The following is a 25640-nucleotide window of genomic DNA, read 5'->3' on the forward strand; positions in this document are numbered from 1 at the left end:
CCGCGCCAACCGCCGGCACGATGCGGCGGCAGGCCCGGCCATGTGCTACGCCTTATGGCGGATTTGACAGGGCCGGGCACATCCCGTCACAACTTCCGACAGGCCGGATGCCGGGCTGGATGGCCGCGCAGGCCCGGCTGTGGACCGCCCGGCGTCCGCAACCACAGGCCGATTGCGGAAAGCCGGGCGTCCGCAGCCACAGGAAGGTCAGGTGCAGCCTTGCCCGCTTCGGAACGACTTCCCGTCACGGTCCTGTCCGGATTTCTGGGGTCCGGCAAGACAACCCTGCTCAACCACATCCTGAACAACCGCGAAGGCAGGCGGGTTGCGGTCATCGTCAATGACATGTCCGAGGTGAACATCGACGCCGATCTGGTGCGCGAGGGCGGCGCCGCACTGAGCCATACCGACGAGACGCTGGTCGAGATGACGAACGGCTGCATCTGCTGCACGCTGCGCGACGACCTGCTGGCAGAGGTGCGCAGGCTGGCCGAGGCGGGCCGGTTCGACTATCTGCTGATCGAATCCACCGGGATAGCCGAGCCGATGCCGGTGGCGGCCACCTTCGACTTTCGCGACGCGGCAGGGCAATGCCTGGGCGACGTGGCGCGACTCGACACGATGGTGACGGTGGTCGATGCCAGAAACCTGCTGGAAGACTTCTCCAGCCACGATTTCCTGCGCGACCGGGGGGAAACCCGCGAGCCGACCGACGAGCGCACGCTGGTCGAATTGCTGGTCGACCAGATCGAGTTCGCGGATGTGGTGATCCTCAACAAGATCACCGAAGCGGGGCCCGCGCGCACCGAAGCCGCGCGCCGGATCGTGCGGTGCCTCAACACGGGGGCGCGCCTGATCGAGACCGATTACAGCGAGGTTCCGCTGGACAGCATCCTGCGCACCGGCCTGTTCGACTTCGACAAGGCAAGACGGTCCCCGCGCTGGTTCAAGGAACTGAACGAGTTCGCCAGCCATGTGCCCGAGGCCGAGGAATACGGCATCGCGTCCTTCGTCTATCGCGCGCGGCAGCCGTTCCATCCGCAACGCATCTGCGACCTTCTCACCTCGCCGCTGCCGGGTGTCATCCGGGCCAAGGGCAAGTTCTGGATTCCGACCCAGCCCGGCTGGGCGCTCGACTTCAGCCTGGCCGGCCCGATGTCCGCGATGAAGCCGCTGGGGCGCTGGTGGGCGGCGCTGCCCCGGACGGCCTGGCCCGCGGACCCCCTTGCCGTCGCACGGATTCGCGCGCAATGGCGCGACCCCTACGGCGACCGGCGGCAGGAACTGGTGTTCATCGGCTCGGGCATGAACCGCAGGCGGATCACGGCGGCGCTCGACGCCTGCCTGATCCGCGATCCGGCGCAACTGACCCCGCAGGCGATCGGCCAGCTTCACGATCCGTTTGCTGGCAGTGTAAGCTCCGACAGCAGCGCGGCAGCCGCAGGCCATTGAAACCAAAAGGGAATCGGATTCCGCAACTGATAGCGCCCCGACCGGCAATCACCTACTTCGGATAGACATCGTGCCAGGTTTCACCGAAAGGCTTAATTGACTTGATCCGTCCTCCAGCGTCCTGCTTGTCGCGGAGAACGGTACTCGATTTGTGAAAGTTTGATCATTCGTTGACCACATTTAATCGGATCCGTCGGGCAGTCGCACTGACGGCTTTTGGAGGCTTGGCATGACCGACAATCGCATTGTGACTGAAAACGCGATCATGGAAGGGCGGGCCGAAAGTTCCTACTGGAACGTCGCGCACAGCAACCAGATCGAAGGGTTCGCTACCGATTTCAGCGTGAATGCGGGCGACACGGTCGACTTCAAGATCAACGTCAACGGCGGCGCCGGCAGCGACTACACGGTGGAAATCTTCCGCCTCGGCCATTACGGCGGGTCGGGTGCCCGCGAGGTCGCGGAATGGACAAACCAGAACGCCACGGTGCAGGAGGCGGCGCAATACGACCCGACGCGGGCGCTTGTCGATGCCGGCAACTGGACGGTGACCGACAGCTGGGACATCCCGGCGGATGCGGTTTCGGGCGTCTACCTCGCACGGCTTCAGCGGCTGGACGCGAACGGCGACCCGATCGAGGGCGCGGTGAACCAGATTCCGTTCATCGTGCGCAACGACGGGGTGTCGGCCGACATCGTGCTGCAGACATCCGATACCACCTGGCATGCCTACAACGGCTGGTTCGGCAACAATGGCCAGGTCGGTGCGAACTTCTACGGCGATGCCAGCCTGACCGTCAGCCACGACGACTCGCCGCCAGACGGCGGCCGGGACGATCGGTCTTACGCCGTCAGCTACAACCGTCCCTTCATCACCCGCGACGGCACCAGCCCGTCATCCGGCGCGCAGAACTACGTCTTTGGCGCGGATTATGCCGCGATCAGCTGGCTGGAACAGAACGGTTACGACGTATCCTACATTTCCGGCGTCGATACGGACCGGCTGGGTGCGGACTATCTGCAGAACTACAAGGCGTTCATCTCTGTCGGGCATGACGAATACTGGTCGGGCGGTCAGCGGGCCAACGTCGAGGAAGCCCGCGACGCCGGTGTGAACCTGCTGTTCTGGAGCGGCAACGAGTGCTACTGGAAGACCCGCTGGGACGTCAGCATCGTCGATGGCACCGAGTATCGCACCCTGGTCTGCTACAAGGAAACCTGGGCGAACCCTGATCCCAACGACGGCCCCGACGACTACGTCGATCTTGACCCGACCAACATCTGGACAGGCACCTGGCGCGACACCCGCTTTCTGATGGCAAGGGATGCCGAGGGCAACTACATCGCCGGCGGGGCCGACCCCGATCCGATTTCCGGCCTTTGCCCGGCGTGCAACTGCGCCGAAAACTCGCTGATGGGCCAGATGTTCATCGCGGACGGTGTCGGTGATTTCGGCGGCGCGCTGGACGTGCCGGCCGCCTTTTCGGGGCTGCGGGTCTGGCGCGACACCAGCATCGCCAACGGCGGGCAGCTTGACATTGCCCCCGGAATCCTCGGCTACGAATGGGATGCGTCTCCGGACGACCTGTCCCGCCCGGCCGGCCTGATCAAGCTTTCCGAGACGACGATCAACTGGAGCGGCATCCTGACCGACCAGGGCAACACCGTTCTGCCGGGTTCGGCCACCCACAACCTGTCGATCTACCGTGCGCCCAGCGGCGCGCTGGTGTTCGGGGCCGGCACGGTGTTCTGGTCCTGGGGGCTCAGCAACGCGCATGACAGCTCGCCCTACAGCGCGCAGATCGCGAACCTCGACATCCAGCAGTTCACCGTGAACATGTTCGCCGACATGGGCATTCAGCCCGGCGTGACCGACGCGGTCCTGATGTTGCAGGGTCTTATCCGGGCGACGCAATCGCTCGATCTCGTCGCCGCGACGACCACGCTGGTTGATATCCCCGACACTGTCGCGGCGCTTTCCACCGTGGTGATCTCGGGAACCGCGACCGACGATGACGGCAACGCCGCCACGCCCGACGGTCAGGTTGCCGTGGTCGAGGTTTCGCTTGACGGCGGCACGACCTGGCGTGTCGCCACCACGACCGACAACTGGGCGACCTGGACCTACAACTGGACGCCGACGGCGCAGGGAGTCTATACGATCAGGGCCCGCGCCATCGACGACAGCCTGAACGTCGTGAACGTGACACCGTCGCAGGATGTCGTCACGGTGACGGCCCCGGAGCTGCCCGAAACCTTCGGCGTGTTCGATGCGGCCGACATCGTGACGGGCTTTGTCTACAACGACAACACCTCCATCGAGCTCGGGATGCGGTTTTCGGTCAACACTCCAGGCGCGGTCACCGAACTGAAATACTGGCGCGCCGAACTCGACGCAGGCGATACCGACGTGCGCGCAGGGCACCTGTGGAGCGCCAGCGGCACCTTGCTGGCAACCGTCACCTTCACCTCTGTGGCCGGTGCGACCGGGTGGCAGGTGGCACAGCTTTCCACCCCCGTCGATCTGGTGGCCGGTGCCGAATACGTCGTGTCCTACCGCACGGAAAACAACTACTTCGCCGCCGGCGGGTTCTTTGCCGAGGGCAGGGAGGTCGCGTTCGACGGCCTGGACAACGGCGCCTTCTCGGGGATCTTCGGGGTCGTCAGCGCCTTTCAAAGCGGGGGCGTGTTCCACTACGGGGGCGGTGCGCCGGTGATGCCGACCCAGACCTACGCGTCGGCAAACTACTGGGTGGACGTGACCTTCGATCCGGTGGCATCCGGGGCCAACACGGCGCCCGTCATCACCTCGCCCGCCGCCTTCACCATCGCGGAGGGTCTGCTTCAAGTCGGCAACATCACCGCAACGGACGCAGAGACGAGCATCCTTTTCTATTCCATCGCCGGCGGGGCGGATGCGGCAAGGTTCACGATCAATTCGTCCACCGGCGCGCTGTCGTTCCTGGCCGCGCCCAATTTCTCGGCCCCGACCGATGTGGGGGCGGACAACGTCTACAATCTGCTGGTCAGCGCCACGGACGGCATCGCCCCGCCGGTGCAGCAGGAAATCAGCGTGACGGTGATCGACGTGATCGATCCCGAACCCGGCACCGGGTCGCACCTGTTCGGCCCGTCGGACCTTCCCGCCGTGATCTCCACGTCGGACCCGACCGACTATGAACTCGGCGTGAGATTCACCGCCACGCAGGCGGGCAGCATCACGCAGCTGCGCTACTATCGCGGGGCAGAGGATGCCACGGATGTCGATACCCGCACCCTGAGCCTGTGGGATGGCAGCGGCAACCGGCTTGCCTTCGTGACCGTGACATCGGTCGAGGGCCAAAGCGGCTGGCAGGTGGCCACGCTGTCGTCCGCTGTCCAGATCACGGCAAACACCACCTATGTCGCGTCCTACGGCACGGTGCAGAACTACGCCTTCACCGGCGGCTTCTTCAACACGGCCCATACCGGACCTGACGGCATCCTGACCGGGCTCGGCGGCGGCAACGGCGTGTTCTCGGCCGGGGGCACCGGGGCTTTCCCGACCAGTTCCTACAACAATTCGAACTATTGGGTGGACGTGACCTTCAACCCGGTCACGCCCGAAAACACGGCGCCGGTCTTCACGTCGTCGACAAGCTTCCTTGCCGCCGAGAACCAGCTTGCGGCAGCCCTGGTCGCGGCAAGCGATGCCGAGGGCAATGCCCTGACCTACACCATCGCCGGGGGCGCCGATGCGTCGCTGTTCGGGATCAACGCGACAACCGGGCTGGTTTCCTTCCTCGTGGCGCCCGATTTCGAGTTGCCCGCAGATGCCGGGGGCAACAACGTCTATGACCTGATCGTCGGGGTGTCGGACGGCACCGCGCCGGTGGTCACGAAGTCGATTGCGGTCACGGTCACCGATGTCGAAGACGAATCCCAGCAGCCGGCCACCTTTGCCGGCCACCAGATCACGGCCCAATACATCTTCGGGTCCACCCCGACCACGCTCTTTCCCGACGCCAGCGCCAGCCAGACCGCAATCGTCGATGCCAATCCGGGCACCGTGGAATTCACCGCGTTGCCGAATGCCGGGCCGGGCCTCGGCAATGGCAGCTTCGGCCTCGCCTCGGTCGATGTGGGGGCGCAGACGATCAGCATCACCTTCCCGCTTGACGCGGGGGTTTTCAGTCAGGCGTTCGTGGCCTTCGCGCCCTCGGCCGCGTTCCCGTTCAACGGCGTGCGGATTCTGGATGGCATCGGCACGCTGCCGCAGATCCGGGGCGTCACGATCCTCAGCCAGCAGGGGTTCACCAATGCCGACGGCGTCGCTACGCCGCTGACGCTTGCCGACCTGACCATCACCTCCACGGGCATCTTCCTCAACATGGCGGGCAAGGGGCGGATGGTGGATGCCGATCCGGCAACGGCCGGGGTTGAGGCAAGCTCCATCGAACTGCAGGTCGATCTGAACGACTCGCCGGTCGCGGTGGCAGACTCGGCCGTCATGGCGCAGGATGGTGTGCTGACCCTGGCATCGGCGCTGCTGGTGGCCAACGACACCGATGCCGACGACGATGCGCTGTCGATCATCGGGGTCGGCAATGCGCAGAACGGAACGGTCTCCTACAACAGCCTGGCCGACGAGATCATCTTCATCCCTGCGGCAGGCTTCGCCGGTTCCACCACGTTCGACTACGCGATCGCAGACGGCTACGGCGGCACCGCGACGGGGCGGGTCACCGTGTTGGTGGAGGAACCGGCCGCCCTTGCCCTGATGGCCGACGCGTCCCGCGATCATTTCTGGGAATCCTTCGAGCATGACGAATACTTTGTCACCGCGTTGCGGGAGACGCCGACCCTGATGGACTATCTCTAGCAGTCGCCGACGGTCGCCCCGGCGCGCCCGGGCGGGGCGCGCCGGGGCGACCGGCACCCATAGGCGGCATCGCGCTGCGGCCGTCAGGCCTTCGCCAGCGTGATCAGCCCGACGCCCGCCAGAACCACCGCCCCGCCCAGCAGGCGCAGCGGTTCAAGCTGTTCGCCCAGAAACACCACGCCGCCCAGCACCGAAAACACCGGCAGCAGCAGCAGGAAGGGGGCGATGGCGCCGACCTCGTGGCGCAGGATCAGCGTATTCCACAGGAAATACCCGAAGGCCGTCATGACCAGCCCAAGATAAAGCGCCGCCCCCCAGACCTCGGGGCCGGCATTGCGCAGCGCCGCAACCTGCCCGGTCTCGAACAGTGCCGACATGACGAACAGCTGCGGCGTCGCCAGCAGGGCAATCCAGGCGGTGACCGCCAGACCCGACATGCCGACGATGCCGCGCACCATCACCTGCCCCAGCGCCCAGAAGCAGGCCCCCCCCATAACCAGCGCAATCGGCACGATCGACCCGGTGAACTGCTCGCCCGAGGCGATCAGGCCAACGCCGCCAAAGGCCACGGCGATGCCAAGCCATTTGCGCAGGGTGACCTTTTCGCGCAACAGCAGCGCGCCGAACACCACCAGAAACGGCACCTCCAGTTGCACGACCAGCGCCGAAAGCCCGGCGCCAAGGCCCTTCACCCCGGTAAACGTCAGGCTGTATTGAATCGTCGCCCCGACCACCGACACCGCCAGCAGCCGGCGCAGGTTGCCCCGTGGCGGCCCGGCAAACCAGACCAGTGCCAGCGCCGTGATGGCGAAGCGCAGCGCCATCAGCAGGATGGGCGGAAAATGCGCCATCCCTGCCTTGGCAACCACGAAGCCCATGCCCCAGATCAGGGCGACCAGAACCGCAAGCCCCGTGTCGCGCGCGGAAAGCCGTCCCATGCCTGCCCGTCCCCCTTGCGCGGTTCAGCCCGCGATTTCCTCGGCCACCACCGCCACACAGTCGCCCGGCTTCACCAGGCCGGGGAAATGCCGCGCGGTGAACAGCCCGCCGCGCGGCAGCGTCAATTCCACCGGGTCAAGCCCGGTGCGCCCGGTCGGGTAGATCATCGCGATGGTCTGGCCCGCCGCCACCCGGTCGCCCAGATCGGCGCAGAAGCGGATCAGCCCGGCATCCTGCGCGAAGGTAAAGCAGTCGCCGTCCGGCATGTCCAGCCACCGGGTCGGCTGCGGTGCAGCGGTGCCGGTCACGACCCCCGCCGCGATCAGCAGGTTGCGGCAGCCGCGCATCGCGATGGCCGTGGTGTTGGCCGAGGCTGTGCCGCCGCCGCCCAGTTCGGTGGTCACGAACACGCGGCCCATGGTTTCGGCGGCGGTGTCATACATGCCCACCGCGTCGATCTCCAGCATCCTCACGCTGAAGGGCGCGCCGAACGCCCGCACCAGATCGAAGGCCCGCGCCTCCTGCGCGCGGGTGGCGGCATTGTCCCCGGGCAGGATGTGGGCGGCGCAGAACGGCAGGAAATCCAGCGTCTTGCCGCCCGAGTGGAAATCCAGCACCACATCCGCCATCGGCAGAAGCACGCGCTGAAAATAGTCGGCGATCTTTTCGGTCACCGTGCCATCGGGGCGGCCGGGAAAGCTGCGGTTCAGGTTGCCGCGGTCGATGGGCGAGGTGCGGGTGCCTGCGGCAAAGGCGGGCTGGTTCATCGCGGGGATGATGATCACCCGCCCCGTCACCTCGGCCGCCGTCAGGCTGCGGGCCAGGTCGAACAGCGCGATCGGCCCCTCGTATTCGTCGCCGTGGTTGGCGCCGGTCAGCAGGGCGGTGGGGCCGGTGCCGTTCCTGACCACCGTGACCGGGATCATCACCGACCCCCACGCCGCATCGTCGCGGCTGTAGGGCAGGCGCAGGAAGCCGTGCTGCACGCCATCGGCATCGAAATCCACCGTCGCAGACACGGGCGACGGGCGCAGGGTCGTGGTCATGGCGTCAATCCTTCACGAACAGCTTGCGCGGCACGTCGGCCAGGCATTCGACGCCGGTTTCGGTGATCAGGATGCTTTCGGTGATCTCCAGCCCCATGTCCTCCAGCCACAGGCCCGTCATGAAATGGAAGGTCATGCCCGGTTCCAGCACGGTCCTGTCGCCGGGGCGCAGCGACATGGTGCGTTCGCCCCAGTCGGGCGGATACGACAGCCCGATGGGATAGCCGGTGCGGTTGTCCTTCAGGATGCCGTGCTTCGCCAGCACGTCGAAGAAGCCGCGCGCGATGTCCTCGCAGGTGTTGCCGGGGCGGGCGGCGGCAAGGCCGGCCTCCATCCCCTCCAGCGTCGCCTGTTCGGCATCGCGGAAAGCCTGCGTCGGCTTGCCGAGAAACACCGTGCGCGACAGCGGGCAGTGATAGCGGTGATAGGCGCCGGCAATCTCGAAGAACGTGCCTTCGCCCGATTTCATCGGCTTGTCGTCCCAGGTCAGGTGCGGTGCGCTGGCATCGCGCCCCGAGGGCAGCAGCGGCACGATGGCCGGGTAGTCGCCGCCGAAGGCTTCGGTGCCGCGAATGCCCGCGTCATAGATTTCGGCCACCAGATCGCATTTGCGCATCCCGACCTCGATCCTGTCGACGATCCGGGCGTGCATCCGTTCCACGATCCGGGCGGCGCGGCGCATGTAGGCGATCTCTTGCGGCGATTTCACCGCGCGCTGCCAGTTCACCAGCGCGGTGCAGTCGCTGAACGTCGCGTTCGGCAGGTGCTTCACCAGCGCGGCAAAGGCCGCGGCCGAGAAATAGTAGTTGTCCATCTCGACGCCGATGCGCAGCCCGCCGAAGCCCTTGTCGGCCAGCACGCCGGACAGGTAGTCCATCGGGTGCCGCTCGGTCGATTGCACATAGTTGTCGGGATAGCCGATGATGTTCGCGTGCTTGAGGTAGGCCGTCAGCTTCGCGCCGTTGGCATCCTGCCCGCGCCCGAACCAGATCGGTTCGCCCTGCGGCGGCACGATCACGCATTGATGCACATAGAACGACCAGCCGTCATAGCCGGTCAGCCAGTTCATGTTGGAAGGGTCGGTGACGATCAGCAGATCGACCCCCTTCGCCGCCATCGCCACCCGGGTCTTTGCCAGTCGGGCGGCAAATTCGTCGCGGCTGAACCGCAGGTCTACATCACTCATGCGTGGTCCTCCTTGGGGGTGTGGCCCCGGTCATACGATCAGGCTTTGCCCGGCACCCGCCGCGCGGGCGCGCGACACGGCAAGGGCGGCTATGGCGGTATCCTGGATTCCGGTGCCGGTCAGGTCGGCCAGGGTGATTTCCGCGGCGGCGGTGCGGCCGGGGGCAAGGCCCGCCACCACCGCGCCAAGCTCGGCAAAGGCCGCGTCGGCGGCGATGGCACCGGCGGCGATGGCGTGGTGCAGTTCACCCAGCAGGCGGGTCTGCGCCAGGCGGTCTGCGACATAGGTGGCCCGCGCCAGCAACGCCGGGGCGATCTCTGTCTTGTGCCCGGCATCGGAACCCATGGCGGTGATGTGCTGGCCGGGGGCGGCCTCGCGCAGGATCGGCGCGGTGGCGGGGGTGGTGGTGACGACCACATCCGCCCCCTCGACCGCCTGCGCCACGGTTGCGGCGGCGGTGACCGGGATTCCAAGGGCGGCCGTCATGCGCCGGGCGAAGGCCCGGGCTTTCGCCAGGTCACGCGCCCAGACCCGCGCTGCGCGGACCGGCCGCACCAGCAGCAGCGCACGAAGCTGCATTTCCGCCTGCATCCCCGCACCCAGGATCGCGGCCGTGGCTGCATCGGCCCGCGCCAGATGCCGCGCGGCCACCGCCCCGGCGGCGGCGGTCCGCACATCGGTCAGATAGCCGTTGTCCAGCAGCAGCGCCTGCACCAGCCCGGTCTGCGCCGACAGCACCACCATCATGCCGTTGGTCGAGGGCAGGCCAAGCGCCGGGTTGCCGAAGAAGCCGGGGCTGATCTTGATGGCAAAGCTGTCGAGCCCCGGCACATGGGCGGTCTTCACGTCCACCTCGCCGCGGTGTTCGGGAATATCCAGCCGCAGGACCGGCGGCATTGCCACCGGCAGGGTGGCCAGCGCCCGGAAGGCATCCTCCACACAATCCACCGCCGCAAGGTCCAGCGGCACCAGCACCCGCAGGTCGGCCTCGGTCAGCAGCATCACCGGCGGGCGCATCATCGCAGAGCCTCCTCGGGCGCCACGCGGGCAAGGATGCGGGCATGGGCGGCGGGGTCGACGTTGGCGCCGGTCAGCAGCACCACGACCGGCCCCGCGACCGCCACCTTGCCCGCCAGCAGCGCCGCCACGCCGACGGCGGCCGCCCCTTCCACCGCATCGCCAAGGGTGGCGTGAATGTGGCGCATGGCTTCGGCAATCCCGGCCTCGCTGATCAGCACCACCCCGTCCAGCAGGGCCGCGCACATCGGATAGGTGAAGCGGTTGGCAAGCCCGATGCCGCCGCCCAGCGAATCCGCGAGGCTCGGCACTTCGCGGACCGTCACCGGATGACCCGCCGCGAGCGAGGCCGCCATCGCCGCCCCGCTTTCCATACTGATGCCGATCACCCGGCAACCGGGCGCGCCTGCCTTGACCGCCACCGCCACCCCCGCGGCCAGACCGCCGCCCGACAGCGGCACCAGCACCGTGGCGCAACCGGGGCATTGCGCGATGACCTCCAGCCCCAGCGTGCCTTGCCCGGCGATCACCGCCACATTGTCGAACGGCGCGATCTCGGCCAGCCCTTCGGCCTCCACCGCGCGGGCCACCTCGGCCATCGCCTCGTCCTGGCTGTCACCGACAATCCGCACCTCGGCGCCCAGCGCGCGCACGGCGGCCACCTTGTTTTCCGGCACCAGCCGCGACAGGCACACCACCGCCCGCACCCCCGCCACCCGCGCCGCATGGGCCAGCGCGCGCCCGTGGTTTCCGGTCGAGGCCGTAACCACCCCCCGCGCCCGAGCGTCTGGCGGCAGCGCCAGCAGCGCATGGCTCGCCCCGCGCAGCTTGAAGGCGCCGGTGGTCTGGCGATGCTCCAGCTTCAGCCAAACCGGCACGCCCAGCCGGTCGGACAGCACGGCGTCGCTGACCATCGGCGTGCGCCGCACCAGACCGGCAATCCGCGCTTCGGCGGCCAGAATATCGTCGATCGTCACCGGCAGCAGGGGGGTCACGGCCTGCCCCTGGCAAGAGTCATCAGATGCCCCGGCGCTGCGGCAGCCCCGATGCCCAGCAGTCGCAGCACCGCCCAGGCGGCGGCGTAGTTCGACGACAGCACCGGAATGCCGGTTGCCGCCTCCATCCGGTCGATCACCCCCGCCGCCCGCACTGCGGTGCAGGAGATGAACAGCGCCTCCGACCCCTTTGCCGCGGCCCCCGCCGCCAGCGCCACGATCTCGTCCAGCGCGATCCGGGCCATGTCGCGGTCGTCGTCCATGTTCAGGCAGGTGAAACGGTCCAGCGCAAAGCCCTCGGCCTCGAACAGCCGCGCCATCGGGGTCGAGGTCTGCACCGAATAGGGCGTCAGCACCGAGATCCGCCGCGCCCCCAGCGCCCGCAGCCCGGCAAGGGTGGCCGAAACCGGCGTCACCACCGGCACCCCCGGCTTGCCGCGCCGGATCGCCGCCGTCACCGCCACGTCACCGATCACCACCGAGGCCGAGGTGCAGCCGTAGATCACCGCGTCCAGCCCCTCGCCCGGCAGGATGAGCGCGGCCCCTGCGGCAAGATCGGGCTCCATCGCGGCAAGGGTCTGCGGCGTGACCGGGTTGGCATAGGGAATGCGGTTGACATAGACCCCCACCCCCTGCGCCGCGATCATCCGGGCATAATCGACCTCGCTGGTATGGTCGGTGGCAAGTGCTATCAGCCCGATGCGGTGGCGCAGCGGCCGGTCGTCCAGTCGGGGCGTGCGGGTGGAAACCAGGATCCCGGTCATCTTGCCGTCCTTCCGTAGCGACGTTCCAGCCCGCGCAGGATCACCACCGAAACCAGACTCATCGCAAGGAAGAACACCCCCACCAACGTCATCGGCTCGATGTAGCGGTAACTGGAATTGGCGACCGACTTGGCCTGGTTCATCAGTTCCAGCACAGTGATGGCCGACAGCAGTGGCGTTTCCTTGAACATGGCGATCAGATAGTTCGCCAGCGCCGGAATCATCGGCGGCAACGCCTGCGGGATCACGACATGCAGCCAGGTCTGGCGCAGGCTCAGGTTGGTGGCGCGCGCCGCCTCCCACTGGCCGCGCGGCACATTCTCGATGCCCGCGCGGTAAACCTCGGCGGTGTAGGTGGCGTAGTGCAGCCCCATGCCGATCACCCCCGCCACCAGCGGCGACAGCACGATGCCCAGATCGGGCAGCACATAGAATATGAAGTAAAGCTGCACCAGCAGCGGCGTGCCCCGGATGAAGGCGACCAGCGCCTGCACCGGCAGCGCGATGGCCGTGACGGTCGAGCGCCGCGCGATGGCGAACACCAGCCCCAGCACCGCCGCGACCCCCGCCGCCAGCACGGAAATCAGCAGCGTCAGCCGCAACCCCGCCAGCAGCGTCGGCATGATCTGGCGCACGAAGTCCCAGTCCCACTCCATCAGCGCACCCCGTCCAGACCTCGGGTCAGCCGCCGCTCCAGCGCCCGCACGCCGGTCGAGATCACCATCGCCATGATGAAATACAGCACAAGGATGGTGGCAAACGGCACCAGCGTGCTACCGGTCTGCGCCCGCACCACCTGCGCCTGAAACGTCATGTCGGAAAGCGAGATCAGCGACACCACCGCCGTGGCCTTCAGCAACTCGATGGCATTGTTGCCGAAGGTCGGCAGCATCAGCGGCAGCGCCTGCGGCAGGATCACATGGCGCATCCGCTGCCAGCGGCTCAGGTTTACCGCGATGCAGGCCTCGTACTGGTCGCGCGGCACCGACAGGATGGCACCGCGCACCACCTCGGCCCCGTAGGCACCGACGTTCAGGCCCAGCGCCAGCACCCCCGCCAGCAGCGGCGACAGCGTGACCCCGGCAAAGGGCAGCACGAAATACACCCAGAAAAGCTGCACGAAGATCGAGGTGCCGCGGAAGAACTCGATATAGACCGTCGCCAGCCAGCGCAGCGGAGCGAAAGGCGCCAGACGCCCCAGCCCGGCAACAAAGGCCGCCACCAGTGCCAGCGCGCAGCCCAGCACCGTCAGTTCCGCCGTTACCACGGCGCCCTGAAGGATCAGGGCCAGATATCCGGTCCACTCGGCCATCATGTTCGCCTGTCAGGGGAAAGGGGCGGCGCAGACCCCGCGCCGCCCGGAAGGGTCACTCGCCGCACAGCGCCGCGCGGCTGGTCGAGATCGCGGCGGCCGCCGAGAAACCGTAGGGTTCGATGATGGCGGCGAAATCGCCCGACTCCTTCATCTTTGCCAGTTCAACGTCGAAGGCATCGCGCAGCGCGGTGTCGGCCTTGTTGAAGGCAGCACCATCGCAATAGACCGGCGCGCCCACCACCGGGGCCACCATTTCAAGGTTCGGGTCGGCGGCCTTGGCCATCAGATCCGCAATCGACAGCACCGGCAGGGAATACACGTCGATCCGCCCGTCCTGCAGCATCTTCACTCCCGACTGGCCATCGGGCACCACGATCACCCGGTCGCGCGGCACGCCCGCGTCAAGCGCCAGCTTTTCCTTGGTGCCGCCGCCCGGCGCGCCGATCCTGCCCGCAGGGTCGGCCGCGATGTCGGCGTAGGAGGCATAGCCCTTGGGGTTGCCCTTCGGCAAAAGGAAAGCCTCGGCATCGCACAGCACCGGCTCGGAATAGGCGACGGCGGCGCAGCGTTCGGGCTTCATGAACAGGCCCGCGGTGATCACGTCGTGGCGCCTGGCCTGCAGGCCGGGGATCATCGCGCCATATTCGCTGATCGAGGCCACCACTTCAGGCACGCCAAGACGCCTGAAGATTTCGCGCGCCACATCGGGGGCGGCGCCCGAAACAGTGCCATCGGCGGCAACGGCGGTGAAGGGCGGCTCGTTGGCGATGGCAATGCGGGCAAAACCCTGCGCCTTCAGGTCGTCCAGCTTGTCGGCCAGCGCGGGAAGCGGGGCTGCCAGCAGCAGGGCCAGCAGGGCAGGGGTCAGATGCGGATGTTTCATGTCGTCCTCACGGGTTGGGGTTGGGGATCAGACGCGGTGCCCTGCGGCGATGATCTTGCGCAGGAAGATCTGGGTTCGTTCGTGCGTCGGATGGCGGAAGATCTGGTCCGGCGGACCCTGTTCGACGATGCGGCCCTTGTCGAAGAACAGCACGCGGTCGGCAAACTCATGGGCAAAGCCCATCTCGTGGGTGACCAGCAGCATCGTCATGTCGGTCTCGGCGGCAAGACGCTTCATCACCAGCAGCACTTCTTCGACCAGTTCGGGGTCCAGCGCGCTGGTGATCTCGTCGAACAGCATGATGCGGGGTTGCAGCGCCAGCGCGCGGGCAATCGCCACGCGCTGCTTCTGGCCGCCCGAAAGCTGGCTGGGCATGGCGGCGGCCTTGTCGGCCAGCCCCACCATCTCCAGCAACTCATGCGCCCGGGCCTCGGCCTTCGCGCGGGGTTCGGCCTTGGTCAGCATCGGCGCCAGCGTGATGTTGTCCAGCACCGACTTGTGCGGAAACAGGTTGAAGTGCTGGAACACCATGCCGATGTGCCGGCGCATGTGGTGCAGATGCGCCTCGTTGGCGGGCAGTTCGCGTCCCTTGGACCGCATGTGGTAAAGCTGTTCGCCGCAAACCTCGATGTGGCCGCCCGAGATGGTTTCCAGCGTCATCAGGATGCGCAGGATCGTGGTCTTGCCAGACCCGGACGGTCCGATCAGCGCCAGCTTCTCGCCGGGCGCCACATCGAACGACAGCCCGTCCAGCACTTTCAGCGTGCCGAACGATTTGTCCAACTGGTCGATTCGGATGATCGGCGCTGTCACTCGTGCCCCCAATGGCTGGATGGGGGCAGGATTAACCTGACTTCATATCATGTCAATTTTTATATAGTATCATGACAATCTAAGCCGCCAAGGGGCGGGGGCCCGGCTCATATGGTCGGCAGCAGCACCTCCGGCGTGTCGGTCAGCATCGCCCCGATCACCGACAGCCCGCGGCGCAACTCGTCGCGGTCGGTCGAACCCAGCGAGACCCGGATCGCCTCGCGCCGGCCCCGTTCCGTTGCCCGGAAGGCATTGCCCGCCGCCACCGCCACGCCTTGCAGCCGCGCCTGGACGACGAAATCCTCCTCCCCCCGGCCTTCGGGCAGGGGCAGCCACAGGTGCAGGCTGTTGGGGTGGCAGACCGGCATCCGCGGGCCCAGAACCCCGGCCGCCAGCCTGTGGCGGTCGGCCAGCGCGCGGGCCTGCCATTGCGCCAGATCGTCCACCGTGCCCCCACTGATCCAGTGGCCCAGCAGATCGACCATCGGCGGCGTGGCCATCCAGTTGGTCACCAGATGCCGGTTCGCCACCGCCGTGGCAAGGCGCAGCGGTGCCGAAAGGTAGGCCAGCCGCAGGCCGGGGACGGTGATCTTGGTAAAGCCGCAGATATGCAGCGTGCGTTCCGGCGCCAGCGCGGCAAAGGCCGCCGGACGGTCGGCGATCAGGATGTTCAGGATGTCGTTCTCGATGATCGCCAGATCATGCCGCCGCGCGACCGCGACCAGTTCGGCCCGCCGGTCCAGCGGCATCAGGCAGGCCAAGGGGTTGATGACATTGGGTTGCAGATAGACGGCGCGGGTCTGGCCCTTGCGGGCAACCTCGTCCAGCGCGGCGGGAATCATCCCCTGCCCGTCCATCGCCACGCCGTCCAGGTGCAGCCCCAGATAGCCGCAAAGCGGCATCAGCGTGTGGTGTGTCAGCGCCTCGGCGGCCAGCCCCGCGCCGGGTGGTACCACGCTCATCACCGCCGCCGTGATCGCCGAACTGGCGCCGTTGGTGATGGTGATGCCCGCGGGCTCCACCCCGATTCCCTGCCGCGCCAGCCAGTCGGCGGCGGTGCGCCGGTGCTGCGGCATCACCATGTTCGGCCGGAACGACAGCGCCGCCGGGGCCGAAAGATTCTCGGCCAGCCAGGCGAAACCCTGCCGCAGCCGGTCGAGGTGCATCGCCTCGACCACCGGTTTGAGGATCGACAGGTCGATCACCTCGCCGGTGCGTTCGGGCAGGTAGGGCTGGCGCGCCTCGGCCCCCGGCCCCAGCACGAACGTCCCGCGCCCGATCTCGCCCGAGATCAGGCCGCGCCGGATCAACTCCTCATAGGCGCGGCTGACGGTCTGCACCGACAGGCCCAGCCAGTCGGCCAGCTTGCGGTGCGGCATCAGGCGGCTGCCGGTCGGCAGCGCCCCCGATTCGATCGCCCGCGCGAATTGTTCGGCCAGCGACAGATAGGCGGGGCGGGTCAGGGTGGCGGGATCGGGCTTCCAGTTTGTCATGATTGCAAATCTGCTCAAAACCAGGTCAATCTGCAAACGAATAGTTGCCATGGGCCCCGCATGAAACTCGACGCCATCGACCTGCGCATTCTCGACGCCGTCCAGCGCGACGGCCGCATCACCAAGCTGAAGCTGGCAGAACTGGCGGGCCTGTCTCCGACGCCCTGCTGGCTGCGGCTGCGCAAGCTGGAACAGGCGGGCATCATCGCGGGCTATCACGCGCGCCTCGCCCCGCGCCGCCTTGCCCCGATTGCCACGATCATCGTCGAGGTGGCGCTGGCCAACCACCGCCAGACCGATTTCGACCGTTTCGAGCGGGCGGTGGCGGCCACCCCGGAAATCACCGCCTGCTGGTCGGTCGGCGGCGGGGTCGATTACTTCCTGAAGGTCACTTGCCGCGACATCGACAGCTATCAGCGCCTGATCGACCGCCTGCTGGCCGGCGACATCGGCATCGACCGCTATTTCACCTACATCGTGACCCGCACCGTCAAGGAAGACATCGCGGTGCCGCTGGCGCTGTTCGGGGCGGAATAGAGAAAGTCTCTGCCCCGCCCCCGCAGACCGGCCGATATCTCCACGCGGCGGGCGATGTTCGGTCACCTTCTCTGGCCCGCGCCGGTCATGCTGCGCCAAACCAGTGCAGAGGCCCGATGAACGCGCAGCCCCCCCACCCCGCCCCGCCTCCGGGCCTCGGCCGCCTGACAGACCGCAGCCTGCTGCGCGGCCTCGGCTATGTCGATGGCCGCTGGACCGCCGCCGCCGATGCCGCCGACTTCGCGGTGACAGACCCGGCGACCGGTGCGCTGCTGTGCCGGGTGGCGGCCCTTGGCGCCACCGAAACCGATGCCGCCATCGCCGCCGCCCATGCCGCATTTCCGGCCTGGCGCGACCGCCTGCCGCAAGACCGCGCGACGATCCTGCGCCGCTGGGGCGACCTGATGCGGGCCGCGCAGGATGACCTTGCGCTGCTGATGACGCTGGAACAGGGCAAGCCCCTGGCCGAAAGCGCGGCAGAGATTGCCTATGCCGCGAGCTTTCTCGACTGGTATGCCGCCGAGGCGCTGCGGGTGAACGTGGAAGGCGTCACCAGCCATCTGCCGGGGGCCGAGATGATGGTGCGGCGCGAGGCGCTGGGCCCGGTGGGCGTGGTGACCCCGTGGAACTTCCCCAGCGCCATGATCACCCGCAAGGTGGCGGCGGCGCTTGCGGCGGGCTGCACCGTGGTGGCGCATCCATCGGCCGAAACGCCGCTGTCGGCGCTGGCGCTGGCCGAACTGGCGGAACGGGCCGGCCTGCCCGCCGGGGTGCTGAACATGCTGCCCGGCGATGCCGCGACCATCGTCGGGCGGATGTGCGCCGACCCGCGGCTGCGCGGCTTGTCCTTTACCGGCTCGACCGAAATCGGCCGCCTTGTCGCGGCGCAGTGCGCCCCCGGCCTGAAGCGGCTGGTGATGGAGCTTGGCGGCCACGCGCCGCTGATCATCTTTGCGGATGCCGAGCTGGATCGCGCGGTCCGGATCGCGATGGATGCCAAGTTTGCGACCTCGGGTCAGGATTGCCTGGCCGTCAACCGGATCTTCGTGCAGCGGCCGCTGATGGCGCGCTTCACCGCGGCCCTTGCCGACCGGATCGCGGCGTTGCGGGTCGGCAACGGGCTGGACCCGGCCAGCCAGATCGGCCCGCTGATGCATTCGCGCGCCGTAGCCAAGGTCAAGGCACAGATCGATGACGCCATCGCGAAAGGCGCGCGGCTTGTCACCGGCGGCACGGCGCACCCCGGTCTGGCGCTGGCCTGGCAGCCGACGCTGTTGGCCGATGTGCCCGACACCGCCCTGATCTGGCGCGAGGAAACCTTCGGCCCGGTCGCCGCCCTTGCCGCCTTCGACACCGAGGCCGAGGTGATCGCCCGCGCCAATGCCACCGACTATGGCCTTGTGGCCTATGTGGTGACCGACAACGGCGCGCGGCAGATGCGCCTGTCGCGGGCGCTCGATTTCGGCATGGTGGCGGTGAACCGCGCCCGGATCACCGGCGGCCCGATCCCGTTCGGCGGCTGGAAACAGTCGGGTCTGGGCCGCGAAGGCTCGCGCCACGGGCTGGAGGCCTTCACCGAACTGAAATACATCTGCATCGACACCGCCGCCTGAGGCGCGAAGGGAAACACCATGCTCGACCGTGACAACGACCTGAACGCCTGGGACCGCGATCATTTCTTCCACCCCTCGACCCATGCCGGTGCCCATGCGCGGGGCGAGACGCCGCGGCGGGTGATTGCCGGGGGCGAGGGGGTCCATATCACCGACACCGAGGGTCGGCGCAGCCTTGATGCCTTTGCCGGGCTTTACTGCGTCAACGTCGGCTACGGGCGCAGCGAGATTGCCGAGGCGATTGCCGAGCAGGCGCGCAAGCTGGCCTATTACCACGCCTATGTCGGCCACGGCACCGAGGCCAGCATCACGCTGGCGCGGATGATCATCGAACGCGCGCCTTCGCACATGAGCCGGGTCTATTTCGGCCTGTCGGGCTCGGATGCCAACGAGACCAACATCAAGCTGATCTGGTATTACAACAACATCCTCGGCCGACCCGAGAAGAAGAAGATCATCAGCCGTTGGCGCGGCTATCACGGCTCGGGCGTGATGACCGGCAGCCTGACCGGGCTCGCGCTGTTCCACGCCAACTTCGACCTGCCGCGCGCCCCCGTGCTGCACACCGAGGCGCCCTACTACTTCCGCCGCGAGAACCGCGACCAGACCGAGGAACAGTTCAGCGCCCATTGCGCGGCGAAGCTGGAAGAGATGATCCTGGCCGAGGGCCCCGACACAGTCGCCGCCTTCATCGGTGAACCGATCCTCGGCACCGGCGGCATCGTGCCGCCGCCCGCGGGCTACTGGGCGGCGATCCAGGCGGTGCTGGCGAAATACGACATCCTGCTGGTGGCCGACGAGGTGGTGACCGGCTTCGGCCGCCTTGGCACCATGTTCGGCTCGACCCATTACGGCATGGTGCCCGACCTGATCACCATCGCCAAGGGCCTGACCTCGGCCTATGCGCCGCTGTCGGGGTCGATCGTGTCCGACCGGATATGGCAGGTGCTGGTGCAGGGCTCGGACGAGGCGGGGCCGATGGGCCATGGCTGGACCTATTCGGCGCACCCGATCTGTGCGGCGGCCGGGGTCGCCAACCTGAAGCTGATCGACGAGATGGGGCTGGTGGAGAACGCGGGCACCACCGGCGCCTACTTCCGCGCGGCGCTGTCGGCCGCCCTGGCCGGGCACCCCAACGTCGGCGAGGTGCGCGGCGACGGGCTGATGGCGGCGGTGGAGTTCGTCGAGGACAGGGACGACCGCCGCTTCTTCGACCCCGCCCGCAAGATCGGCCCCGCCGTCTCCGCCGCCCTGCTCGACCGGGGCGTGATCGGCCGCGCCATGCCCCAAGGCGACATCCTCGGCTTCGCACCGCCGTTGTGCCTCACCCGCGACGAGGCCGATATTGTCGTGGATGCCGCGCTGCGGGCGGTAGAGGCCGTGCTGGGCTAGCCCCGCGCCCGCCGACCTTTGCGCGGGCGCCGACGGTCAGGTTCGAGGCAGGCCGCCGGACGGTCGGCAGGCACAGGGCCTGCCGACGCCGGCCCGCCGGGGCTCAGCCCAGGTGATGGGTTTCCGGCACGCCATAGACCGGCGTGTCGATGCCTTCCATCCGGGCTTTCAACTGCAACGCGAGGAACTGCGAATAATGCCGCGACTGGTGCAGGTTGCCGCCGTGGAACCACAGCGCCTCCTGCCGGGTCGGCTTCCACATGTTGCGCTGCTCGCCGACCCAGGGCCCCGGGTCTTTCGGCGTGTCCGACCCCAGGCCCCAGCACTTGCCCACCTTGTCGGCCACATCCTTGCCGATCAGGTCAGCCGCCCAGCCGTTCATCGACCCGAAGCCGGTGGCATAGACGATAAGATCTGCCTCCAGCTTCGTGCCGTCTTCCAGCACCACGCCATCGGGCACGATTTCGCGCACGTTCCCATGGGCCAGCTTGATCTTGCCGTCGATGATCAGCTGGCTGGCACCCACGTCGATGTAATACCCCGACCCGCGCCGCAGGTATTTCATGAACAGCCCCGACCCGTCGGCGCCCCAGTCCAGCCAGAAACCTGCCCGCTCCAGCCCCGCATAGAACTCCGCGTCCATCTCGCGCATCTTGTCATACAGCGGAATCTGGAATTCGTGCAGAATCCGGTAAGGCAGCGAGGCGAAGATCAGGTCGGCCTTCTCGGTCGTCATGCCCGACCGCACCGCCTGTTCCGAATAAAGCCCGCCCAGCCCCACATCCATCAGCGTGTCCGACCGCACGATATGGGTCGATGACCGCTGCAACATCGTCACGTCAACATCGTTCTCCCACAGGGCGGCGCAGATGTCGTGGGCCGAGTTGTTGGAGCCGATCACCACCGCCTTCTTGCCCCGGTACGCGTCCGGGCCGGGGTGTTTCGACGAATGGTGCTGATCGCCCCTGAAGGTTTCCATCCCCTTGTAGGTCGGCATGTTCGCCTTGGCCGACATGCCGGTGGCCAGCACAAGCTGCTTCGGCTTCAGCACCACCTCCTGACCGTCGCGGTCCACGACCACGGTCCATTCGCCGGCGGCCTCGTCATAGCTGGCCGACTTGCAGGTGGTGCGCGCCCAGTAGTTCAGCTCCATCACCTTGGTATACATCTCCAGCCAGTCGCCGATCTTGTCCTTGGGCGCAAAGACCGGCCAGTTTTCGGGGAACTTGATGTAGGGCAGGTGATCATACCACACCGGGTCATGCAGGCAGAGCGACTTGTAGCGGTTGCGCCAGCTGTCGCCGGGACGCTCGTTCTTTTCCACGATGATCGCGGGCACCCCCAGTTGCCGCAGCCGCGCGCCCAGCGCGATGCCGCCCTGCCCGCCGCCGATGATCAGCACATAGGGCTGGGTGGTGGTGCCCAGATCGCGGGCTTCCTGTTCGCGTTCTTCCTTCCAGGTCGGGCGGTGCTTGTCGGCCCCGTGCTTTGCCCCCATCGGGCGGGTAAAGCCCTTGTGCTCCTCGTGCCCCTTCAGCTCCACCATGGTGGTCAGCAGCGTCCAGATCCGGCCCTCCTTCAGCCGGATCAGGCCGAAACCGCGCGCCAGCGCCGTCTCGAACGTGATCCACGCCGTGGTGACGCCGCCGTCCGCGCTGGCGGTCTCGCCCTCGGCCACGCTCCAGCCGCGGGGCGCGGTCGCGGCAAGCTGATGGGTCAGCATGTCCGCAATCTCGGCCTTGCCCTCGCAGGTCTTGAGGTTCCAGGTAAAGCTCACAAGGTCGCGCCAATAGCAGTCGTCCTGAAAGCACGCGGTGGCGCGGGCAATGTCGCCCGCCTCCAGCGCCGCGCCGAATTCGGCCAACACCTGATTGATCTCGGTCTGTGGTGACGTGTCGAGCATCCGTTCCTCCCTGATGATGTGACGACTTCGTGGTCAGGCATCGCGTGATCGCGGGTGGCAGCAGGCGGTCAGGGTCAGCGGGGCCGCAATCATCCGCCCGGGCAGACGCGGGCCGCGGCGCAACACGGCGGCGTCAGGCCGCCGCACCGCCCGCTGCCCCGCCGGTTCACGACGGCACCGATTTCCCGAACACGCTCCCCGTCACCCATCGGCCTCCCCGCGCGATGATCGTGCAAAGGATGGCGCGGAACCGTCGTCGGTCAAGAAGACCTTGGTGGCATGTCGGGGTTTGGGAGGGTGCGCGGGACAAGGCGGCTGGGCTCGGAAGGGCGCACCATATGGTCGCGACCGGCAGCCAGGGCTTGAACTTGGCCGGAACATGCCCGATCACTTGCCGACGGCCTCCCATCAAGTGGATTTCGGCCCAGACGACCCCAACAAATCAGGAGAACTGATTTACCATATACATTTCAGGTGGCTCCAATTCGATGATGAAGGACGGCTGGGTTTCGGTTTTCAGCCGTGACCATCCGGATCTCGTCAATCTGTCCATCGGCGCTTCGTCTTCGGTGATGGGGGCATATCGCTCGATCTTCGGAACCGGCATGCAGGCAGGGGACACGCTGGTCTGGGAATATGCGCTCAACGACGCCAACCATGTGCGCAAGGGCCATTCCGAATCCCGTCTGCTGCGTTTCGTCGAGCACCTGCTCATTCACGGCCGGACATCCGGTATTCACTTTGCGCCGATCATTTTTACGCCCCTTCCAGACGAGAGAAACTTGGATCACAGCCCCTATCATCGCCAGCTGCACGACCTGCTTCGGGCCTACCAGCTTGCGCCATTCGACATGTCGATCGAGTATCGCCAGGCACTCGGGGTCCAGAGGCTGCCGCGCGAGGTCTTCCTGAACGCCGCGCATTATGCGCATGACGACAACGTTAGAGACTTCATTGCAAAGGGCGCGACGCGCGCTGTAGCGCGTCAACCAGCATGTCCGTGACCGTCAACCACGTTGGCCGGTTTTAGGCCGCTGGGTTGGCGTATCTGGAATTGTTTTTCGCTCAGCCTTCTCCTTTGTCCTTGTTGTCGGCGATGGTTGTCGTTGGCGGTCTGCTCAGCGCCTCTTTGTTGGAGGCGGCCGCGCGCTGGCGGAAGCTTTCGGCATTCATCTCCAGGATCGCTGCGTGATGAACCAGCCGGTCGATGGCGGCGACGGTCATCGCCTTGTCCGGGAAGATCTGGTCCCAGCCGCTGAAGGGCTGGTTGGCGGCGATGGCGATGCTGCGGTATTCGTAGCGCCGGGCGATCAGCTCGAAGAGCACGCCTGTCTCGGCCTGATCCTTGTGGGCGTAGGTGATGTCGTCGAGGATGATCAGGTCGAACTTGTCGAGCTTGGCGAGCGCGGCTTCGAGCACCAGATCGCGGCGGGCGGCCTGAAGTCGCTGCACCAGATCGCTGGTGCGGGTATAGAACACGCGGTGTCCCCGCTCGATCAGGGCATGGCCTATCGCGCAGAGAATGTGCGTTTTGCCCGTGCCGGAATTGCCGATGGCGATCAGATTGCCGCCACCCTCCAGCCAGTCGCCGGCCGCCAAGGCCTCGATCCGGGCGCGCGGCAGGGTTGGCAGCGCCTTGAAGTCGAAGGTCGCCAGCGTCTTGCCAGCCGGTAGCTGTGCCTCGTTCATGTGGCGCTGAATGCGGCGCATGTCGCGCTCGGCCAGTTCGTATTCCGCGAGGACAGCCAGAAAGCGGGCAGCGGGCCAGCCTTCGGTGTCGGCACGGGTGGCGATGTCGGCCCAAAGCTTGTGGAAGCTGGGCAGGCGCAGCGCGGTCAGCATGCCTGGCAGCGTGTGGATGTCGATCTCGCGGGAGGTCATGCGCAGGCTCCCAGAAGGGCATCGAAGCTGTCGAGCGAGGGATGGGCGACGGCAACATCTCTCGGCAGCGCCGTTTGCCGCGGGTTCAGGCAGGATGCCAGAGGTCCGGGATCGGGCACCCGGCCCGCGTCCAATTCTGCTGCCAGCAGATGTGCCAGTTCCGCCTCGCAGGCCCGGTCGTGGGCGATGAACAGCAGGTCGACCATGCGGCGGCAGGCGTCGCGGCGGGGCAGATCGCGCTGTAGCACCTTCCAGGCCTCAGCGTATTCGGTTCGCGGGAACAGGCTGTCGCGGTAGATCGAACTCCACAGGGCTTGCGGTTTGCGCCGCAGCGCATGGATGACGTGATGGTAGTTGATGACATGCACGCGATGGCCGTCGCCGCGACCACGCGCCCTTGTATGGCTGACGACCAGGGTGCTGCCGAGAAAGGCCTCAAGGCGATCGTCGTAAAGGTGGACCCGCAAGCGCTGCCCGATCAGCTGCGACGGGGCGCTGTAGAAGATGCTCTTGACCAGAAAGCCGCCGGTGCGGGTGACCGGAACCACGGTCTCTGTAAAGTCGGTGGTGCGCCGGAGCGGCAGGGGCTTCAGATGCGCCCGTTCCACCTGCGTGGCCGCCGCCCGCTGCCGGTTGCGCCGTGCCACCAGAATGTCGACGAAGCGCCGGTAGTCCTCAATGCTGGCGAAGTCGCGGCTGCCGCGCAGGATCAGCGCCTGTTCGATGGCCTTCTTCAGGTGCCGGTTCTGGGATTCCACCGCGCCGTTCTCATGAGCTTCCCCGCGGTTGTTGCGACTGGCCTCCATGCCGTAATGGCCGACGAAGGCATTGTAGCGCGTGGTGATATCCTGGCGCTGGTCAGCCGTCAGGTTGCGGAAAGCGGCCGAGAGGCTGTCGGTGCGATGCTCCTGTGGTGCCCCGCCGAGCGACCAGAGCGCCTGCTGCAGGTTCTCGGCCAAGGCCGTGAAGCTCTCCCCGCCCAGGACCACCCCGACATGCTCCCACCGGCTGTAGACCATGACGAAGTGGTAGAGCAGATGCGGGAATAGCTGGCCCGCGATCGTCACCTCCAGCTCCTCGGCATGAGTGAAGTCGGACTGGGCCATGCGGCCCGGCTCCGGCGTCTGGCGGAAGATGATGTCGCGCTCGGGCCCGTTCAGCGCCCGCCACTGCCGCACCCGCCGTTCCAGGGTGCGCCGGATGCGGTCGTCGGGGAAGGCCAGCGGGTGCAGGCCCTGAAGGTGGCGCAGCAGGGTGACGGCCTGCAAAGTGCTGTCCCTCTCCAGCAAAGGAAGGATGTCGCCCTCCCAATAACCCTCGAGGGGATCGGCCACCGTGCGCCCGTGAACAATCTTGCGGTTCGAGGGCAGCGTCGGATTGGCATCGAACCGTCGGGCCGTGCGCTCACTGAACCCGGCGCGGGCGGCCGACGTGCGCTGACTGTGATATCGGAGGTCGGACATGTATAATCTCAATTGCTGGTCGGTGATGGGTTTGTAGGCCAACCCGGATCCTCCGTTTGACGGCAGAGGAACCCGGCTTACCAACCC

General features: G+C 67.1%; 20 protein-coding genes. 6 read left to right on the forward strand and 14 right to left on the reverse strand.

Annotated features, from left to right (window positions below; all coding sequences use genetic code 11):
- The first annotated feature begins 219 nt into the window (after positions 1-219).
- Positions 220-1452: a GTP-binding protein gene (locus RNZ50_22965; GenBank protein ID MDT8857834.1), complete on the forward strand. Its 1233-nt coding sequence runs from the start codon at positions 220-222 to the stop codon at positions 1450-1452.
- Positions 1453-1681: 229 nt separating this feature from the next.
- Entirely contained in the window at positions 1682-6313 is a 4632-nt protein-coding gene (locus RNZ50_22970; GenBank protein MDT8857835.1) for a DUF4082 domain-containing protein, read from the forward strand.
- Between the two features lie 83 nt (positions 6314-6396).
- Here RNZ50_22970 and RNZ50_22975 read toward each other — a convergent pair whose 3' ends face one another.
- From RNZ50_22975 to RNZ50_23025, 11 genes are all read right to left on the reverse strand, one after another.
- Positions 6397-7251, reverse strand: a complete 855-nt coding sequence (locus RNZ50_22975; GenBank protein ID MDT8857836.1) for an EamA family transporter — start codon at positions 7249-7251, stop codon at positions 6397-6399.
- Between the two features lie 24 nt (positions 7252-7275).
- Complete coding sequence (doeB, locus tag RNZ50_22980; GenBank protein MDT8857837.1) at positions 7276-8298, reverse strand: N(2)-acetyl-L-2,4-diaminobutanoate deacetylase DoeB; 1023 nt, start codon at positions 8296-8298, stop codon at positions 7276-7278.
- Positions 8299-8302: 4 nt separating this feature from the next.
- Positions 8303-9484, reverse strand: a complete 1182-nt coding sequence (gene doeA, locus RNZ50_22985) for an ectoine hydrolase DoeA (protein MDT8857838.1) — start codon at positions 9482-9484, stop codon at positions 8303-8305.
- A 30-nt stretch (positions 9485-9514) separates the two neighbouring features.
- The gene (eutC, locus tag RNZ50_22990) at positions 9515-10501 is read right to left on the reverse strand and encodes an ectoine utilization protein EutC (GenBank protein ID MDT8857839.1); all 987 of its coding nucleotides are present in this window, start codon (positions 10499-10501) and stop codon (positions 9515-9517) included.
- Entirely contained in the window at positions 10501-11496 is a 996-nt protein-coding gene (eutB, locus tag RNZ50_22995) for a hydroxyectoine utilization dehydratase EutB (protein MDT8857840.1), read from the reverse strand. Before eutB ends, eutC begins: the two co-directional genes overlap by 1 nt.
- Positions 11493-12260, reverse strand: coding sequence for an ectoine utilization protein EutA (gene eutA / locus RNZ50_23000; protein MDT8857841.1), 768 nt, complete (start codon positions 12258-12260; stop codon positions 11493-11495). Before eutA ends, eutB begins: the two co-directional genes overlap by 4 nt.
- Complete coding sequence (gene ehuD / locus RNZ50_23005) at positions 12257-12916, reverse strand: ectoine/hydroxyectoine ABC transporter permease subunit EhuD (GenBank protein MDT8857842.1); 660 nt, start codon at positions 12914-12916, stop codon at positions 12257-12259. The genes eutA and ehuD overlap by 4 nt, the downstream gene beginning before the upstream one ends.
- Entirely contained in the window at positions 12916-13572 is a 657-nt protein-coding gene (gene ehuC, locus RNZ50_23010) for an ectoine/hydroxyectoine ABC transporter permease subunit EhuC (protein MDT8857843.1), read from the reverse strand. The genes ehuD and ehuC overlap by 1 nt, the downstream gene beginning before the upstream one ends.
- Positions 13573-13627: 55 nt before the next feature.
- Entirely contained in the window at positions 13628-14458 is an 831-nt protein-coding gene (gene ehuB, locus RNZ50_23015; protein MDT8857844.1) for an ectoine/hydroxyectoine ABC transporter substrate-binding protein EhuB, read from the reverse strand.
- A gap of 27 nt (positions 14459-14485) precedes the next feature.
- Positions 14486-15271, reverse strand: coding sequence for an ectoine/hydroxyectoine ABC transporter ATP-binding protein EhuA (gene ehuA / locus RNZ50_23020; protein ID MDT8857845.1), 786 nt, complete (start codon positions 15269-15271; stop codon positions 14486-14488).
- Positions 15272-15378: 107 nt separating this feature from the next.
- Positions 15379-16764, reverse strand: a complete 1386-nt coding sequence (locus RNZ50_23025) for a PLP-dependent aminotransferase family protein (GenBank protein MDT8857846.1) — start codon at positions 16762-16764, stop codon at positions 15379-15381.
- A 60-nt stretch (positions 16765-16824) separates the two neighbouring features.
- Between RNZ50_23025 and RNZ50_23030 the strand changes: the two genes are divergently transcribed.
- The 3 genes from RNZ50_23030 (at position 16825) to RNZ50_23040 (ending at position 20306) form a co-directional block, all read left to right on the forward strand.
- Positions 16825-17301, forward strand: a complete 477-nt coding sequence (locus RNZ50_23030; protein ID MDT8857847.1) for an Lrp/AsnC family transcriptional regulator — start codon at positions 16825-16827, stop codon at positions 17299-17301.
- Positions 17302-17417: 116 nt separating this feature from the next.
- Complete coding sequence (locus tag RNZ50_23035; protein MDT8857848.1) at positions 17418-18914, forward strand: NAD-dependent succinate-semialdehyde dehydrogenase; 1497 nt, start codon at positions 17418-17420, stop codon at positions 18912-18914.
- Positions 18915-18932: 18 nt separating this feature from the next.
- Positions 18933-20306 (forward strand): aspartate aminotransferase family protein, encoded by a 1374-nt coding sequence (locus tag RNZ50_23040; GenBank protein MDT8857849.1) that lies wholly within the window; start codon positions 18933-18935, stop codon positions 20304-20306.
- Positions 20307-20409: 103 nt separating this feature from the next.
- Here the strand turns inward: RNZ50_23040 and RNZ50_23045 are convergent, their stop codons facing one another.
- The gene (locus tag RNZ50_23045) at positions 20410-22209 is read right to left on the reverse strand and encodes an NAD(P)/FAD-dependent oxidoreductase (GenBank protein MDT8857850.1); all 1800 of its coding nucleotides are present in this window, start codon (positions 22207-22209) and stop codon (positions 20410-20412) included.
- A 488-nt stretch (positions 22210-22697) separates the two neighbouring features.
- On the opposite strand from RNZ50_23045, the gene RNZ50_23050 reads away from it, so the two are divergent.
- Positions 22698-23213: a hypothetical protein gene (locus RNZ50_23050; protein ID MDT8857851.1), complete on the forward strand. Its 516-nt coding sequence runs from the start codon at positions 22698-22700 to the stop codon at positions 23211-23213.
- A 61-nt stretch (positions 23214-23274) separates the two neighbouring features.
- Here the strand turns inward: RNZ50_23050 and istB are convergent, their stop codons facing one another.
- Positions 23275-24090 carry an IS21-like element helper ATPase IstB gene (gene istB / locus RNZ50_23055; protein ID MDT8857852.1) on the reverse strand — a complete coding sequence of 272 codons (816 nt, stop codon included), beginning with the start codon at positions 24088-24090 and terminating at the stop codon, positions 23275-23277.
- Positions 24087-25595, reverse strand: a complete 1509-nt coding sequence (gene istA, locus RNZ50_23060) for an IS21 family transposase (protein ID MDT8857853.1) — start codon at positions 25593-25595, stop codon at positions 24087-24089. The genes istB and istA overlap by 4 nt, the downstream gene beginning before the upstream one ends.
- Positions 25596-25640 lie beyond the last annotated feature (45 nt).

The sequence above is a fragment of the Paracoccaceae bacterium Fryx2 genome (assembly GCA_032334235.1).
Taxonomy (GTDB): Bacteria; Pseudomonadota; Alphaproteobacteria; order Rhodobacterales; family Rhodobacteraceae; genus JAVSGI01.